The sequence below is a fragment of the Neobacillus mesonae genome, assembly GCF_001636315.1.
GTDB classification, from domain to species: Bacteria; Bacillota; Bacilli; order Bacillales; family Cytobacillaceae; genus Neobacillus; species Neobacillus mesonae.
The window spans coordinates 4,538,913-4,555,615 of the sequence record NZ_KV440949.1 but is presented as its reverse complement, the minus strand read 5'-3'; the positions used below and the strand labels follow the sequence as shown (position 1 = coordinate 4,555,615).

Annotated in this window: 15 protein-coding genes; all 15 read right to left on the bottom strand. The window is 39.1% G+C overall.

The window, feature by feature from the left end:
* Positions 1 to 8: 8 nt before the first annotated feature.
* A complete protein-coding gene (gene rseP / locus A6749_RS21430) occupies positions 9 to 1,271 on the bottom strand; it encodes an RIP metalloprotease RseP (RefSeq protein WP_066396147.1) in 1,263 nt (420 codons plus the stop codon).
* 81 nt (positions 1,272 to 1,352) lie between these two features.
* Complete coding sequence (gene dxr / locus A6749_RS21425) at positions 1,353 to 2,495, bottom strand: 1-deoxy-D-xylulose-5-phosphate reductoisomerase (protein WP_066396143.1); 1,143 nt, start codon at positions 2,493 to 2,495, stop codon at positions 1,353 to 1,355.
* A gap of 26 nt (positions 2,496 to 2,521) precedes the next feature.
* Complete coding sequence (locus tag A6749_RS21420) at positions 2,522 to 3,304, bottom strand: phosphatidate cytidylyltransferase (RefSeq protein WP_066396140.1); 783 nt, start codon at positions 3,302 to 3,304, stop codon at positions 2,522 to 2,524.
* Positions 3,305 to 3,383: 79 nt separating this feature from the next.
* On the bottom strand, positions 3,384 to 4,160 hold the full coding sequence (locus tag A6749_RS21415) for an isoprenyl transferase (protein ID WP_066396132.1): 777 nt from the start codon (positions 4,158 to 4,160) through the stop codon (positions 3,384 to 3,386).
* A 210-nt stretch (positions 4,161 to 4,370) separates the two neighbouring features.
* Complete coding sequence (gene frr, locus A6749_RS21410) at positions 4,371 to 4,928, bottom strand: ribosome recycling factor (RefSeq protein ID WP_066396124.1); 558 nt, start codon at positions 4,926 to 4,928, stop codon at positions 4,371 to 4,373.
* Complete coding sequence (gene pyrH / locus A6749_RS21405) at positions 4,928 to 5,653, bottom strand: UMP kinase (RefSeq protein WP_066396121.1); 726 nt, start codon at positions 5,651 to 5,653, stop codon at positions 4,928 to 4,930. Before pyrH ends, frr begins: the two co-directional genes overlap by 1 nt.
* 131 nt (positions 5,654 to 5,784) lie before the next feature.
* Entirely contained in the window at positions 5,785 to 6,669 is an 885-nt protein-coding gene (gene tsf / locus A6749_RS21400; protein WP_066396116.1) for a translation elongation factor Ts, read from the bottom strand.
* A 147-nt stretch (positions 6,670 to 6,816) separates the two neighbouring features.
* Entirely contained in the window at positions 6,817 to 7,521 is a 705-nt protein-coding gene (rpsB, locus tag A6749_RS21395; protein ID WP_066396113.1) for a 30S ribosomal protein S2, read from the bottom strand.
* Between the two features lie 223 nt (positions 7,522 to 7,744).
* Positions 7,745 to 8,524, bottom strand: a complete 780-nt coding sequence (gene codY, locus A6749_RS21390) for a GTP-sensing pleiotropic transcriptional regulator CodY (protein WP_066396110.1) — start codon at positions 8,522 to 8,524, stop codon at positions 7,745 to 7,747.
* A 97-nt stretch (positions 8,525 to 8,621) separates the two neighbouring features.
* A complete protein-coding gene (gene hslU, locus A6749_RS21385) occupies positions 8,622 to 10,025 on the bottom strand; it encodes an HslU--HslV peptidase ATPase subunit (protein WP_066396108.1) in 1,404 nt (467 codons plus the stop codon).
* 17 nt (positions 10,026 to 10,042) lie between these two features.
* Positions 10,043 to 10,585: an ATP-dependent protease subunit HslV gene (gene hslV, locus A6749_RS21380; RefSeq protein ID WP_066396102.1), complete on the bottom strand. Its 543-nt coding sequence runs from the start codon at positions 10,583 to 10,585 to the stop codon at positions 10,043 to 10,045.
* Between the two features lie 343 nt (positions 10,586 to 10,928).
* Complete coding sequence (trmFO, locus tag A6749_RS21375; RefSeq protein ID WP_066396099.1) at positions 10,929 to 12,236, bottom strand: FADH(2)-oxidizing methylenetetrahydrofolate--tRNA-(uracil(54)-C(5))-methyltransferase TrmFO; 1,308 nt, start codon at positions 12,234 to 12,236, stop codon at positions 10,929 to 10,931.
* Positions 12,237 to 12,392: 156 nt separating this feature from the next.
* On the bottom strand, positions 12,393 to 14,471 hold the full coding sequence (topA, locus tag A6749_RS21370) for a type I DNA topoisomerase (RefSeq protein WP_066396096.1): 2,079 nt from the start codon (positions 14,469 to 14,471) through the stop codon (positions 12,393 to 12,395).
* Positions 14,472 to 14,811: 340 nt separating this feature from the next.
* Positions 14,812 to 15,690: a DNA-processing protein DprA gene (dprA, locus tag A6749_RS21360; protein WP_066396090.1), complete on the bottom strand. Its 879-nt coding sequence runs from the start codon at positions 15,688 to 15,690 to the stop codon at positions 14,812 to 14,814.
* 91 nt (positions 15,691 to 15,781) lie between these two features.
* Positions 15,782 to 16,684 (bottom strand): succinate--CoA ligase subunit alpha, encoded by a 903-nt coding sequence (gene sucD / locus A6749_RS21355; protein ID WP_066396087.1) that lies wholly within the window; start codon positions 16,682 to 16,684, stop codon positions 15,782 to 15,784.
* Positions 16,685 to 16,703: the final 19 nt, after the last annotated feature.

Genomic DNA, 16,703 nt, shown 5'->3' with positions numbered 1-16,703 from the left:
CCAATAAATTATTTCAAGAAAAATCTTTGAATATCATTCCATGTGACAACAAGCATAAGCAGCATGAGTAAGGCAAAACCGATAAAATGAACCATTCCTTCTTTTTGTCTGTCGATTGGTTTTCCTCTAACAGCTTCAATCGCAAAAAACATTAATCGGCCGCCATCAAGAGCAGGAATTGGCAATAAATTCATTATTCCTAAGTTTATGCTTAAAATCCCGGCCCATTTCATTAAATAATATATTCCCGATTTAGCAACTTCATCAGTTGAATAGTAAATCCCTACTGGTCCAGATAATGCATCAATCGAAAATTGTCCGGTTACTAATTTTCCTACCATCACAAAGATTTGGGTCGTCCAAAAATAAGTTTCTTTCGCACCTGCGGTAATTGCTTGAACTGGGGATTTTTCAACAGGACTGTAAACCCCGATAATTCCCACATTATTTCCATCCACCGTTTTTTCCTGCGGTGTCACCTGGACTTCCTTTTCTTGTCCATTTCGAACAATAGAAAAATCTAGTTTCTCATTAGGATTTTTGCGAATGATTTCCACAACATCATTCCAGCTCGTAATTTCCGAGCCATTGATACTTTGAATGATATCCCCTTTTTGCAGCCCTGCTGCTTTAGCAGCACCATCAGGGGTAATAACACCCAATTTCGGTTCATTTGTTGGTACACCCTGTAATAAGGCGATTAAAATAAACACGATGAAGGCCAGAACAAAGTTCATCATAGGTCCTGCAAAAATAGTCATAAACCTTTGACCTAAAGATTTTGAAGCAAATTGCCGATCAATTGGGGCTATTTGCGATTCCACACCATTTTCTACAATGACTGCGGATGGATCAATAGAAAAAGACTGCAGCTGATCATTTTCATCATCAGGATACCCTTTGATAATTAAATCCTTTTCAATATCTGCATATTCAACTTCAACAATCCTGCAATTAGGATATTTATCTTTGTTGTTTAGAATGATTTTTGTTATTTTTTCTTCTTTATTAAATAATAATCCAATGCGATATCCCGGTTTGATTTCCACCATTTCCGGGTCTTCTCCCGCCATCCGGACAAAACCGCCAATCGGTAACAGCCGGATCGTGTAAGTCGTTTCTCCCTTTTTATGCGAAAAGACTTTAGGGCCCATGCCAATCGCAAATTCCCGGCAAAGAATGCCGGCTCTTTTGGCAAAAATAAAGTGACCAAATTCATGAAAGAAGACTAATGCACCAAAAATCACAATAAAGGCAATAACTGTACTCAAAAATAAAACCACCTTTTTTTGGGGTAGGAAAGCTAAAATATAAATAAATGCTTTCCTCTTTTTACGTGCAGCGCTTTCTACTTATAACAGTGATTGTACATACTGTCTTGTTTCCTTGTCAACTTCTTGGATTGTACTTAAGCTTGGGTATTCAATCGTTCGATGATTGTCCAAAGCCTTTTCAACCAAATCTTCAATTTGTAAGAAAGTAACCCTGCCTTCCAAAAAGGCCGCAACAGCTGTTTCATTGGCGGCATTCAAAACAGTCGGCATAGTGCCCCCAGCTTTGCCTGCTTCATAAGCAAATTTCAGGCAGCGAAAACGGTTTAAGTCCATTTCCTGAAAATGCAATTGGCCAAGCTGCGCTAAATTTAAACGATTTCCTGTTGGAAGCGGTATACGATCGGGATATGTGAGTGCATATTGAATTGGGACCCGCATATCAGGTGTTCCGAGCTGCGCTTTAATACTAGTGTCATGAAATTCAACCATTGAATGAATTATACTTTCTTTATGCAGCAGAACATCAATTTTGTTATATGGAAGGTCAAACAGCCAATGTGCCTCTATGACTTCTAAGCCTTTATTCATCATGGTTGCAGAGTCAATCGTAATTTTCGCTCCCATCGACCAATTAGGATGGTGTAACGCCTCTTCAACAGTAACCTGTTCCAGCTCACTCCGGGAGCGGTCACGGAAACTGCCGCCCGATGCTGTTAAGATTAAGCGTTCAATATTCTTCTCATTTTCTCCCTGCAGACATTGAAAAATCGCAGAATGTTCGCTGTCCACCGGTAAGAGTGAAACATTATTTTTTCTTGCTGCCTCCATCACTAAATGACCCGCGGTAACAAGCGTTTCTTTATTAGCAATGGCAATGGTCTTGCCGGCTTCAATCGCCTGCAGCGTTGGATTAAGCCCCACACTGCCAAGAACTGCGTTAACAAGAATATCGGCCTTTTCGAAAGTCGCTGCTTCAATGATTCCTTCATCCCCATATGTGAAATTTGTATGAGGAAATTCTGCTTTTAATGTATGAAAATCACTATGATTTTGGACAGAAACGAGTTCTGGTTGAAATTCACCGATAATTTTACGAGCTAATTCGATGTTCTTCCCGATGGACATTGCCGCTAATATAAATTCACCAGGATGCTCGCGAATGATGTCCAGCGTTTGAATTCCAATTGAGCCTGTAGCTCCCAGTAAACTAATTTTCTTCAATAATGTCATCTCCTGAGTATTTCGGTTTACTGCCAAATATGAAATAAATTCAATAAGGGCAAAACAAATAATAGGCTGTCAAAGCGGTCGAGGATCCCGCCATGGCCAGGAAGAATATTGCCTGAATCCTTCACATTAAAATGGCGTTTATATGCCGATTGAACAAGATCGCCAATTTGTCCAAAAATAGACAAGACAATGGTCATACCAATTAAAGTTACAATCGTTGCATTAAATTCCGAAAACAGCCCGAAAAGGATGGCAACAATCACAGCACATACAATACCGCCAATTGACCCTTCAACCGTTTTGTTCGGGCTTATTTCAGGCCATAGCTTTTTCTTGCCGATTGCTTTTCCGACAAAATACGCTCCTGAATCCGTTGCCCAAATAATAAATAATGAATAAAAAATATACACAAGTCCCGCCTGGCGCGTTTCCAGTAAAAAGTAGAAGCCAATCCCTACGTATATGGCTGATAAAATAGAAAAGGCGGCATCTTCAAAGTCAAAACGGTTTTTTGTTATCACTGTATAAGTCAATAATAATAAGATTAATACGATGCTAATTTCCATTTTGGAATAATAAAAATCTGCAAGTATTTCATTTGGCAGAAGAATAACCCAAAGAATTAAAGTCGCTAAAAATCCATATGGTGAAAAAATATTTAATTTTTTCATCCTTATTAACTCATAAAGTCCAACGCTTGCCATCGCATAAGTTAACAGCAGAAACTGAAGACCGCCGTAAAACACAATTGGCAAGAATAACGCCGCTGCAACAACGGCAGTTATGATTCTTTGCTTCATTTATTTTTTCAACACCTTTGTCATTATACAAGGCTGACAATATTGCCCGCCTTCTTTAAATTCAAAAATAAATTGACTGTTAAATCCCCCCAAAACGGCGCTGCCGTTTTTGGAAAACCTCAATTGCCTCAAGTAAATGTTCCTCGTTGAAATCAGGCCATAACACATCCGTAAACCAAAACTCGGAATACGCCAATTGCCATAGCATAAAATTACTTAATCGGATTTCACCGCTCGTACGAATTAAAAGATCCGGATCCGGGAATTCAGCAGTCATTAAGTAGGAAGAAAAAACTTGTTCATCAAGGTCAGCTTCCGATAATTTGCCGCTTTTGCTATCCGAAATCATCTGCTTGACAGCATCCATGATTTCGGCCCGGCTGCCATAATTTAGAGCGAAATTTAAAACCAGCCCATCATTATTTTTTGTTTCTTCCATAGCTTTTTCTATTGCACGCAGTGTATGTACAGGAAGTTGATTTTTATAGCCCATCATTTTTACTTGAACATTATTTTCTACCAGTTCAGGAAGAAATGTGCCAAGAAATTCCTCTGGCAGTTTCATAATATAATCGACTTCGTTTTTTGGCCTTTTCCAATTTTCTGTAGAAAAAGCATATAGTGTTAAGGTTTTTATGCCCAAATTATTTGCCAGCATAGTCGTTTTACGGACAACCTTCATCCCTTCATGGTGTCCCGCAATTCTTGGCAAAGCCCGTTTTTTGGCCCAGCGGCCATTTCCATCCATGATAATCGCAACATGTTCGGGAATCGGTGATTTTTTTATTTCTTCTATTTTATCTCGGAGTATGGAAGAGTTATTTTGGTTCTTCCAAAGCCTTATTTTATTTAACATAACATTGCTCCTCCAAATACTTATTCATTGCCTCCGAAAATAAACCTTTAATCAGTATACAAATATGTATCGGATATCCATTAATTAGCATGCTTCTATCATACCAAATAATCCTAAAGATATCTCATTAAATAACCTATGTAAATAAAAAGGAATTCAGAATAAGCTAAATAGGAAAAAAAACCCCCTTAAAAGAGGGTCTATTTTTCATTATACTTCCATAATTTCCTTTTCTTTATCTTTTGTAATTTGATCAATTTTATTAATGTGATCATCCGTCAGCTTTTGAATATCGTCAGAGTAACCGCGAAGGGCATCTTCCGTAATTTCGCCATTTTTTTCTAATTTTTTCAAATCATCATTAGCATCACGACGGACATTACGAATCGCAATTTTCGCTTCTTCTGATTCTTTTTTCACCAATTTCACAAGTTCTTTTCTACGTTCTTCCGTTAGCTGCGGAATGGCAAGGCGAATAATTGATCCGTCATTGGAAGGATTTAATCCAAGGTCTGACTTTAAAATGGCTTTTTCAATTTCACCCAGAATTGACTTATCATACGGCTGAATAACAAGCAGTCTAGCTTCTGGAGTTGAAATCCCTGCAAGTTGATTTACAGGTGTTGGTGCTCCATAATAATCTACTGTAATTCTGTCCAACAAAGAGGCGCTCGCCCTTCCGGCACGGATGCTTGCAAGCTCTCTCGTATATGCTTGAATTCCTTTAGTCATTCTATCTTTGGCCGAATCAATGACTTGTTTTGGCATTAGTTTTTCCCCCTAACAATTGTACCGATTTTTTCACCCATAACTGCTTTTTTGATATTGCCTTGCTCTGTAATTGAGAATACCATTAACGGAATATCGTTATCCATACATAAGGATGATGCAGTTGAATCCATAACAGCCAAGCCTTCTTTAATAACATCAAGGAAAGACAGGTCCTCATATTTCGTTGCACTCGCATCAAGCCTAGGATCTGCCGAATAAACACCGTCAACATTGTTCTTGGCCATTAAAATCACATCTGCATCAATTTCTGCTGCTCTCAATGCTGCTGTTGTATCTGTTGAGAAGTATGGATTTCCAGTACCTGCCGCAAAAATGACGACACGTTTTTTCTCTAAATGTCTCATTGCCCGCCGTCTAATATACGGCTCCGCTACTTGACGCATTTCAATCGAAGTTTGTACGCGGGATTCAATTCCTAAATGTTCTAAGCTGTCTTGAAGAGCTAATGAATTCATAACCGTTGCCAGCATTCCCATATAATCTGCTGTCGCCCGGTCCATTCCCATTTCACTGCCGATTTTACCTCGCCAAATATTGCCGCCGCCGACAACTACCGCTACTTCTACTCCAAGCTCAGCTATTTCCTTTACTTGTGTGGCAATTGATTTAATTACAGAAGGTTTAATTCCAAAGCCCTCATCTCCGGCTAATGCCTCCCCGCTTAATTTTAACACCACGCGTTTGTATTTTGGACTACTCATATAAACCTCCGTATTAATTTTCTATGCTTTTGTTCTTTAAAAATAGGGAACACATACTGTGTCCCCTATTCAAAATATTTCAGTAACATTCCCTTAAAACTTCAATGATGTTTTACTTGGAGAAAAGTTGACTATTGTTTATTCACTTGGTTCATTACTTCTTCAGCAAAGTTATCTTCGCGCTTTTCAATACCTTCGCCTACTTCATAACGAATGAACTCGCGAAGCTTAGCACCCTTAGACTCAACAAATTGACGTACTTTTTGATCTGGGTTCTTAACGAATGCTTGGTCTAGAACGCAAACATCTTCAAAGTATTTTCCAAGACGGCCTTCAACCATTTTTGCTACGATGTTTTCTGGTTTACCTTCATTAAGAGCCTGCTGCGTTAACACTTGACGCTCATGCTCCACTTCTTCTTGTGATACTTGGTCACGAGAAACATATTTAGGATTTAATGCAGCAATATGCATTGCAACATCTTTTGCTGCATCCGCATCAGTTGAACCTTCAAATACCGTTAATACGGAAATACGTCCGCCCATGTGAAGGTATGCACCAAAAGCGTCGTTATCAGTTTTCGTTAAAACTGTAAAGCGGCGAAGAGTTAATTTCTCACCGATTTTTGCGATGGCTGCGTTAATATGGTCAGCAACATTTGCACCGTTATCCAGTGTTTGAGCTAATGCTTCATCAACAGTTGCCGGTTTATTTTTTAGAATATGTGCTGCAAGCTCTTTAACAAGAGTTTGGAAGCCTTCGTTTTTCGCAACGAAGTCAGTCTCAGAGTTTACTTCTAAAATGACCGCATCGTTACCTTCAGTTACGATTCCAGTTAAACCTTCAGCTGCGATACGATCAGCTTTTTTAGCAGCTTTTGCAATACCTTTTTCACGTAAGAAATCGATTGCTTTTTCCATATCACCGTTTGTTTCGGTTAATGCTTTTTTACAGTCCATCATACCTGCGCCTGTTTTTTCGCGTAATTCTTTTACCATTTGAGCAGTTACTGCCATGAGTATGTTCCTCCTTAAAATTATACTATGTACACCTATCATAGCCATTCGGGCTAAAGATAAAACTTTAACATGTTTATATTTCTTTAAAAAAAGGTGATAAAGGGTCTCCCTCTTATCACCTTTTTTTAGTTTAGACTATTTAAATTAAGCCTCTACAGCTACTTCTTCGCCTTGCTTTGCTTCTAGGATAGCATCAGCCATTTTAGAAGTTAATAGCTTAACCGCACGGATCGCATCGTCATTCGCAGGAATGACAACATCGATTTCGTCTGGGTCACAGTTTGTATCAACAATACCAACGATTGGAATGTTTAATTTCTTTGCTTCTGCAACTGCGATGCGCTCTTTACGAGGGTCAATAATGAACAGTGCATCTGGAAGCTGTTTCATATCTTTGATTCCGCCTAAAAATTTCTCAAGGCGTTCTTGTTCTTTCTTCAGCTGAACAACTTCTTTTTTAGGAAGTACTTCAAAAGTACCATCTTCCGCCATTTTCTCAATGTCTTTTAAACGGCCGATACGCTTTTGAATGGTTTCAAAGTTTGTTAATGTACCGCCTAACCAACGATGGTTAACATAGTACATTCCAGAACGTTGTGCTTCTTCTTTCACTGAATCTTGAGCTTGTTTCTTAGTACCAACGAATAACATTGTACCGCCGTTTGCAGCAAGCTCCTTCACCCAGTTGTATGCTTCTTCAACCTTCTTAACTGTTTTTTGAAGATCGATAATGTAAATGCCGTTACGCTCAGTGAAGATATATTTCTTCATCTTAGGGTTCCAGCGGCGAGTTTGGTGACCGAAATGTACACCAGCCTCAAGCAATTGTTTCATTGAAATAACTGACATGTAACTTTTCCTCCTAATGGTTTGATTTCCTCCGCTCATCTCATTTTTAAACAGAAACTGATTCAACAGCACCATCCGTTTAAATCAACAAGCGTGTGTATTAACACCAAGAAATAATATAGCATAGACGAAATGAACAATCAAGTTATAGTTTTAAAAAAATTGGGTGTCAGGCACCATGTGAAAAATTCACATGGTGCCTGACACCCTTCAGTTTTCATTATTAATGAGATTTTAGTTTTTCAAGTTCTACTAAGAATTTGTCGTTTAGAACTTTGATATAAGTTCCTTTCATACCAAGGGAGCGTGATTCGATGACGCCGGCACTTTCAAGTTTTCTGAGTGCGTTAACAATTACGGAACGGGTGATGCCGACTCGGTCAGCAATTTTGGATGCAACTAATAAACCTTCATGTCCGTTCAACTCTTCGAAGATATGTTCAATTGCTTCCAACTCACTATAAGATAATGAGCTAATGGCCATTTGAACTACGGCTTTGCTTCTTGCTTCTTCTTCAATTTCTTCTGATTTCTCACGTAAAATTTCCATACCGACAACTGTTGCACCGTATTCAGCAAGAATCAAATCATCATCAGCAAATTTATCATGAAGTCTTGCAAGAATTAAAGTTCCCAAGCGGTCACCGCCGCCGATGATCGGCACAATCGTCGTTAATCCTTCACGGAATAAATCTCTGTTTTCCACAGGGAAAGCCGTATATTCACTTTCTACATCAATGTTTGGAGAGGTTTCAGTCACATTAAATAATTTGTTTGTGTATTCTTCTGGGAATTGACGTTCCTCGAACATCTTTTTCATACGTTCATTTTCAATTTGCTGATAGATAGACAGACCAAGAAGCTTGCCGCGGCGGCTTACGATAAAAACGTTCGCTTCAATCGTTTCACTTAATGTATCAGCCATTTCTTTAAAGTTTACCGGTTTACCAGCAGCTTTTTGCAATAAAACATTAATTCTTCTTGATTTTGTTAATAAATCCATTTGTTTCTTCCTCCTAAATAACTACAACCATTATTAAATTTTAGTTTGATTCAATCATTGCCCTGTTTTAGGTGACTGAAAAAATGCCTAACCAACATTAAAGAATATACTGGCTCAAATCCTTATTCTTCGAGATAGCTCCTAGTTTTTCATCAACATATTGTGGTGTAATCGTAATTGTATCCATGTTGATATCAGGTGCTTCAAACGAAAGATCTTCCAATAGTTTTTCTAAAATGGTATGGAGTCGTCTTGCACCGATATTATCGGTATTTTGATTTACCTCAAAAGCTATTTCTGCAATCCTACGAATAGCATCGTCAGAAAATTCAATTTGTATACCTTCAGTTTCCAATAATGCACGATATTGCTTAATTAAGGCATTATCAGGCTCAACTAAGATTCGGTAAAAATCATCAACTGTAAGCTTTGTCAGCTCAACCCGAATCGGCAGACGTCCTTGCAGTTCTGGGATTAAGTCGGATGGCTTTGCCATATGGAAAGCTCCAGCCGCTATGAATAAAATATGGTCAGTTTTAATTGGACCGTATTTTGTTACAACTGTTGAGCCTTCAACTACAGGCAAAATATCCCGCTGTACTCCTTCTCTTGAAACATCTGCAGAAGAACTGCCGGAGTTTTTACTGGCAATTTTATCAATTTCATCTATAAAAATAATACCCGTTTGTTCAGCACGATAAACCGCTTCTGTTGAAACTTCATCCATATCAATCAGCTTAGAAGCCTCTTCATTCGTTAATACCTGTCTGGCTTCTCGGACCGTTAATTTTCTCTTCTTGTGTTTTTTTGGCATTAAGCTGCTAAGCGCATCCTGCATATTCATGCCCATTTGCTCAATCCCTGAACCTTGCAGCATATCAAACATGGATGGTGCTTGTTCTTCTACTTCCACTGTAACAACTTCATTTTCTAATTCACCAAGAGCTAGTTTTTCTCTTACGATTTTACGCTTTTCTTGAATCGAATAATCTTCCTGCGGCGACTCATGTTCAGTTGAAGAATTGCCTCCGCCGAATAACATCTCCAACGGATTTTTGTAGCCTCCCGATTTCTTAGCCGATGGAACTAATAATTCAACAAGCCGATTATTAGCATTTTCCTCAGCCCGCTCCTTAACACTCTGCATCCGCTCTTCTTTAACAAGCCGAACAGCTGTTTCAGCTAGATCCCGAATCATCGATTCAACATCGCGGCCAACATAACCTACTTCCGTAAATTTTGTAGCTTCCACTTTAATAAATGGTGCACCGACAAGTTTGGCAATCCTCCGGGCAATTTCAGTTTTACCTACACCAGTCGGCCCAATCATAAGAATGTTCTTTGGGATAATTTCATCCCTGAGTTTTTCGTTTAATAGACCTCTTCGATATCTATTCCTTAGAGCAACAGCAACAGCCTTTTTGGCATCCTTTTGTCCGATTATATATTGATCAAGTTTTTCAACAATTTGGCGAGGTGTTAAGTTGGTTGTATTAGCCATTTTATGTCTCCTTCCCATTAAAGCTCTTCAACAATTATGTTGTGGTTTGTGTAGACACATATTTCTGCAGCCATTTCTAATGAAGCCTTAGCGATTTCTTTGGCGGATAATTGCTCCCCCGCATATCGCTTAAGTGACCGGCCGGCTGCTAACGCATAATTCCCGCCGGAACCGATTGCGAGAATGCCATCATCTGGTTCAATTACTTCGCCTGTACCAGAGACCAGCAACAAATTTTCACGGTCCATGACAATGAGCATGGCTTCAAGCTTTCTAAGTACTTTATCGCTTCTCCACTCTTTAGCAAGTTCGACAGATGCTCTTTGAAGATTACCGTTAAATTCCTGCAATTTACCTTCAAACAGTTCAAAAAGGGTAAAAGCGTCGGCTACAGAACCTGCAAAACCGGCTAATACCTTCCCGTTAAAAATCTTTCTTACTTTTCTCGCTGTATGCTTCATCACAACCGCATTGCCTAATGTTACTTGACCATCACCTGACATAGCGCACTCGCCGTGATGGTGAATCGCAAATATTGTTGTTGCGTGAAATTGATTCATTTAAGATGGTCCTCCCTTTGGAGTAATTATTTGCTTTGCACACAATTTGTACAGTTTAACTTATGTATGAAATTTTCAAAATATCATTAACAATTCTTAGTAAAACTGTTTCAATTAATCCCATAAATGACTAGCATATAACGATCCACAATCTCTTGTGCAAATATGAACAATGGAATTCACTTAACCATATTGATAATGGTTCAATTGTATATTTTGAATAATTCCAAAGGAATTGTAAACACTCGTTTACTAAAGTTAATAAAAAATTCACATTTACAAACAATTCACCTCGCAAGGGCTACTACATATTATCACACTTCAATAGCCCTTGCAAGATACTTTACAAAACCTTCACAAAGTTCTGAATTGTCTCTAGCGCTCGATTAGCGTGCTGTAAATTTCGTTCTTGTTTGCCTTTGATTTTAACAGGCAATTCTGGAAACAATCCGAAATTTGCATTCATTGGCTGGAAATTGTTCGAATTCGTTGTTGTAATATATCGAGCCATGCTGCCGATTGCTGTCTCAGCAGGGAATTCCACCGGTTCCAGTCCTTTTACAAGTCTTGCCGCATTTATTCCCGCAATTAATCCACTTGCAGCCGATTCCACATAGCCTTCAACACCTGTCATTTGGCCTGCAAATAATAAATCTTCACGTTCTTTAAATTGGTAAGTGGCTTTCAGGACCTTCGGTGAATTAATAAACGTATTTCGATGCATAACCCCGTAACGGACAATTTCCGCATTTTCAAGACCAGGAATCAGTTGAATGACCTCTTTTTGCGGCCCCCATTTTAAATGGGTCTGAAAGCCGACAATATTATATAATGTGCCCGCAGCATCATCTTGGCGCAATTGAACGACGGCAAAAGGTCTTTTATTCGTTTTTGGATCTTCTAAGCCCACTGGTTTCAATGGACCAAACAGCATTGTTTTCTTACCGCGGGCTGCCATAACTTCAATCGGCATGCAGCCTTCGAAAAAGATTTCTTTTTCGAATTCTTTTAAGGGAGCAGTTTCCGCTGAAACCAGCGCGTCATAGAAGCGGTTAAACTCCTCTTCAGTCATAGGACAATTAAGATAAGCTGCCTCTCCTTTATCGTAGCGCGATTTTAAATATACCTTATTCATGTCGATGCTGTCTTTTTCAATTATTGGTGCAGCTGCATCATAGAAATAAAGATAATCCTCGCCTGTAAGACCTTTTAATTTCTCAGAAAGCTCCGGACTAGTGAGTGGTCCTGTTGCGATTACCGTAGGACCATCCGGGATTTCTGTTACCTCTTCAGTGATTACCGTGACATTTTCATGATTCCTTACCATTTCAGTCACTTTCGCGGCAAATTCATGCCGGTCTACGGCCAAAGCGCCGCCAGCGGGAACAGAGCAGGCATCAGCAGCAGCGATGATCACTGAGTCAAGCTGCCTCATTTCTTCCTTTAGTACTCCGACCGCATTTGTAAGTGTGTTTGCTCGAAGAGAGTTACTGCAGACCAACTCAGCAAATTTATCTGTATGATGTGCCGGAGTTTGTTTAACTGGGCGCATTTCATACAAGCGAACCTTTACACCTTGTTTTGCGATTTGCCAGGCTGCCTCACTTCCAGCCAACCCTGCACCAATCACATTCACATGTACTTCTTTCATTTTGACCTCCTGATTTTTTCTGTATGCAAATTGAAATAGAGACTATATGTATACCTTTCCCTCATTAAGGTCCATCTTGCATTGTACTACACAGTTTGCAAACAAAAAAGTTTTAAGTATTAAAAACATGTAAAAGAGTGGACGTTTTGTCCACTCTTAGCTTTGCGGCTCTTCCTTGTAATCACAATTGACACATTGAACTTGGACACCTTTTTTCAATTTCTTTTCAACCAGGAGTCCGTCACATTTCGGGCAGTTTCTTGGTAATGGTTTATCCCATGAAATAAACTCACATTCAGGGTAACGGCTGCAGCCGTAAAAGATTCTTTTCTTCTTGCTCTTTCTCTCGATAATCGTACCTTCTTTACAGCTTGGACAGGTGACACCGATTTCTTTTACGATTGGTTTCGTATTGCGGCAATCAGGAAAATTACTGCAAGCCATGAATTTCCCGTAACGTCCCATTTTAAATACCATGGGGCTGCCACAGTTTTCACAGTCCTCACCGGCAGGTTCATCTTTTATCTCGATTTTTTCCATTTCCTCTTCCGCTATTTTTAAATGTGTCTCGAACTCTTTGTAAAATGAATCAATCAGTTTGATCCAAGGCATTTCTCCATCTTCAACATAGTCTAAGCCTTTTTCTAATCTAGCGGTAAATTCCACATCGATAATTTCTGGGAAAAATTCCACCATTACTTCATGAACGATTTCCCCGAGCTCTGTTGGAACAAAACGTTTATTATCAAGGGCAACATAGCCGCGCTTTTGAATCGTATCCAATGTCGGCGCGTAAGTAGAAGGACGGCCAATCCCTAACTCCTCTAGCGTTTTTACCAATCTTGCTTCCGTATATCTTGGTGGCGGCTGAGTAAAATGCTGCTTTGGTTCAATATCCTTTTGAAATACTTCATCTCCCTCATTTAAGTCGGGAAGCATTTTATTGATTTCATCGACTTGATCATCTGAGCCTTCTACATAAAGTTTCATAAAGCCTGGAAACTTTATTTTCGAGCCTGTAGCACGGAATATGGTGTTTCCGTTTTGCAAATCAACACTCATTGTATCCATTACTGCCTGCGCCATTTGGCTGGCTAAAAACCGCTCCCAAATTAATTTATAAAGGCGAAGCTGATCTCTCGATAGGAATTCCTTTAAACTATTAGGGTCCCTAAATGAGCTGGTTGGCCGGACTGCTTCATGGGCATCCTGTGCGTTTGTTTGTTTTTTCTCTTTTCTTTGTTCGTTTTTTAAAAAATTTTCCCCATATGCACTCTTAATATAATTCGCTGCTTCTGTTTGAGCAACTTCCGAGATTCGAGTTGAATCTGTTCTCATATAGGTGATTAGACCAACCGTTCCTTCACTGCCGAGTTCAATTCCTTCATAAAGCTGCTGGGCAAGCATCATTGTCTTTTTGGCACGAAAGTTTAATTTTCTTGCGGCTTCCTGCTGCAGCGAAGAGGTCGTAAACGGTGGAGCTGGATTTCGTTTCCGCTCTCTTTTCGTAACAGAAATAACCTTAAATTTATTTCCATCCATCTCCTTTAGTACTCTTTGTACATCTGCTTCAGACTTTAATTCTGTTTTTTCTTGTCCCGCTAAAGAGTAGAAACCGGCGCTAAATTGATTTGAGCCTTTTAAAAAGTCGCCTTCGATTGTCCAATACTCTTCCGGTACAAAGGCCTGAATTTCCTTTTCACGGTCGATAATTAATCGTACGGCAACTGACTGTACCCTGCCTGCACTTAATCCTTTTTTTACCTTTTTCCATAACAGCGGGCTAATGTTGTAGCCAACCAGGCGGTCCAAAACCCTCCGTGCCTGCTGGGCATCAACTAAATCCATATTAATGGGGCGTGGCTGCTTAAATGAGTCTTTGATTGCATCCTTGGTAATTTCATTAAAAACAACGCGGCATTCTGAGCCAATGTCGACCCCTAAACTTTGGGCTAAATGCCATGCAATTGCTTCCCCTTCACGATCAGGGTCGGCTGCGAGAAAAACTTTCTTCGCTTTTTTAGCAGCGGTTTTTAATTCCTTTAAAACAGGTCCCTTCCCGCGGATCGTAATATATTTAGGTTTGAAATTTTCCGTAACATCAACGCCCATTTGACTTCGCGGTAAATCTATTACATGACCCATTGAGGCTTTTACTTTATATTTTTTTCCTAAATATCGTTCAATTGTTTTCGCTTTAGCCGGCGATTCCACAATTACTAGAAATTCAGTCATGTTCAATTCCTCCTTATGTAAGAGGGAAAATATGAAAGCGCCAAGAATATGGCGTGAAAGCCTTTTCTACGATGCTTACAATTTGAGAAGTTTTCTAAAGTCCAATCTTCAATTTATTCTAACAGAGAAAATTTTACAAAACTCTCATATCCCAAAAAATATTCAAACATTATTTATTTACAATATTATTTATTCTTTCGTAACTTATTCTTTTTTTCGAACATCTGTTGGAAAATGTATAACATATTAGAAATTATTTCAACCTTTTTATACTAAATTTTCGTTTTTTATTCAATATTACTTCATATTTTATAATTTTTCCTTTATTTTTATTAGAGTTTTATCTTATTTCCTCTAAAATATCCTCCGCTTTCGTAATCAGTTTTGCTCCTTGCTGGATTAAATCATTTGTTCCAAGCGAATAGGGATTAAAAATGCTTCCTGGAAGCGAGAATACCTCCCGGCCCTCGTTTAGCGCATAATTCGCTGTAATTAAGGAGCCGCTTTTTCGTTTTGCTTCTATAATAAATGTACCCTGGGATAATCCGCTAATGATTCGATTACGTGCCGGAAAATGCCATCTCTCTGGCTTTGTATCCGGTGGATATTCGGATATGACTAATTGTGTTTGCATCATTTCAGATGCCAGATTGATATTTTCTTTTGGGTAAATATGATACAATCCACCTGCAATCACTCCTATAGTCCTGCCGCTATTTTTGATTGCGTATTCGTGTGCAAGAGCATCGATTCCGTAGGCAAGTCCACTCACAATAAGTACATTATGTTCAATTAATTTCGGAAACAATACGCGAATCGCATTTTTTCCGTACTGGGTAGGCTGTCTGGAACCTACAACAGCCAGTTTTGGATTTTTTTCAAGCAGCGAGATGTCACCTTTTACAAACAAGGCCCATGGCGGCTGATAAATTTCTTTTAAATAATTTGGATAGTTTTTGTCAAAATAGGTAATTACGGTTATATCGTTTGTTTTGTATTGATGTATTTGATCATGAATAGAGTCGGGATGAATGGTTTCGTTTGAAGATACTGTGAAAGGTTTTCCATTAGCGGGGAAGACCATTTGAAGCTGCTTCGACGTTTGAACATGCTTAAGTGAATGTAATAAAGGGTCTTTTTTTAACATTTGAAATACACTGTTCCACGTACAATTTGGATAATGCAGCAAGGTAATTAATTTTTCATTAAAGTCATTCATTGATCACATTCCTCCTTTGATTTTTTCAAGCAGAAATAGCCCCTCATAAAATGAGGGACTATTTAAGTTAATCATGATGTTTATATTATGATTAGTGGGTTTTACACTTTTCGTATAAACCTTTTTCTTTTAATACTTCGATTAAAGTTTCACCCATTACAGATGGTGTTTCAGCAACTTTAATGCCGCATTCGTTCATAACGCGGATTTTCTCATCTGCAGTACCTTTACCGCCGGAAATGATCGCACCGGCATGGCCCATACGCTTTCCTGGAGGTGCAGTACGGCCTCCGATGAAGCCGACAACAGGTTTTGTCATATTAGCTTTAACCCACTCAGCTGCTTCTTCTTCAGCTGTTCCGCCGATTTCACCAATCATAATAACAGCATATGTTTCAGGGTCTTCGTTAAAGGCCTTTAAAACATCGATAAAGTTTGTTCCGTTAACAGGGTCGCCGCCAATACCAACAGCTGTTGTCTGGCCCACTCCTGCTTGTGTTAATTGATGTACTGCTTCATATGTTAATGTTCCGGAGCGAGAAACAACGCCGACATGACCTTTTGTATGAATGTAGCCAGGCATGATACCAATCTTACATTCGTCTGCTGTAATAACGCCAGGGCAGTTAGGTCCCACTAAGCGAGTTTTCTTGCCTTCCATATAACGTTTTACTTTAACCATGTCGAGTACTGGAATATGCTCTGTGATACAAATAACAAGATCTAGCTCGGCATCGACTGCTTCGATAATAGAATCAGCAGCAAATGGAGCTGGAACGTAGATGACAGATGCATTTGCACCAGTAGCTTCTACCGCTTGTTTTACAGTATTAAAAACCGGTACACCTTCTACTTCTTGTCCGCCTTTTCCTGGTGATGTACCACCGACAATTTTGGTGCCATATTCCAGCATTTGCTTTGTATGGAAACGGGCTGTTCCGCCAGTAATACCTTGAACAATAACCTTTGTATCTTTATTAACAAAAACGCTCACGTTAATTCCCCTTTCATTC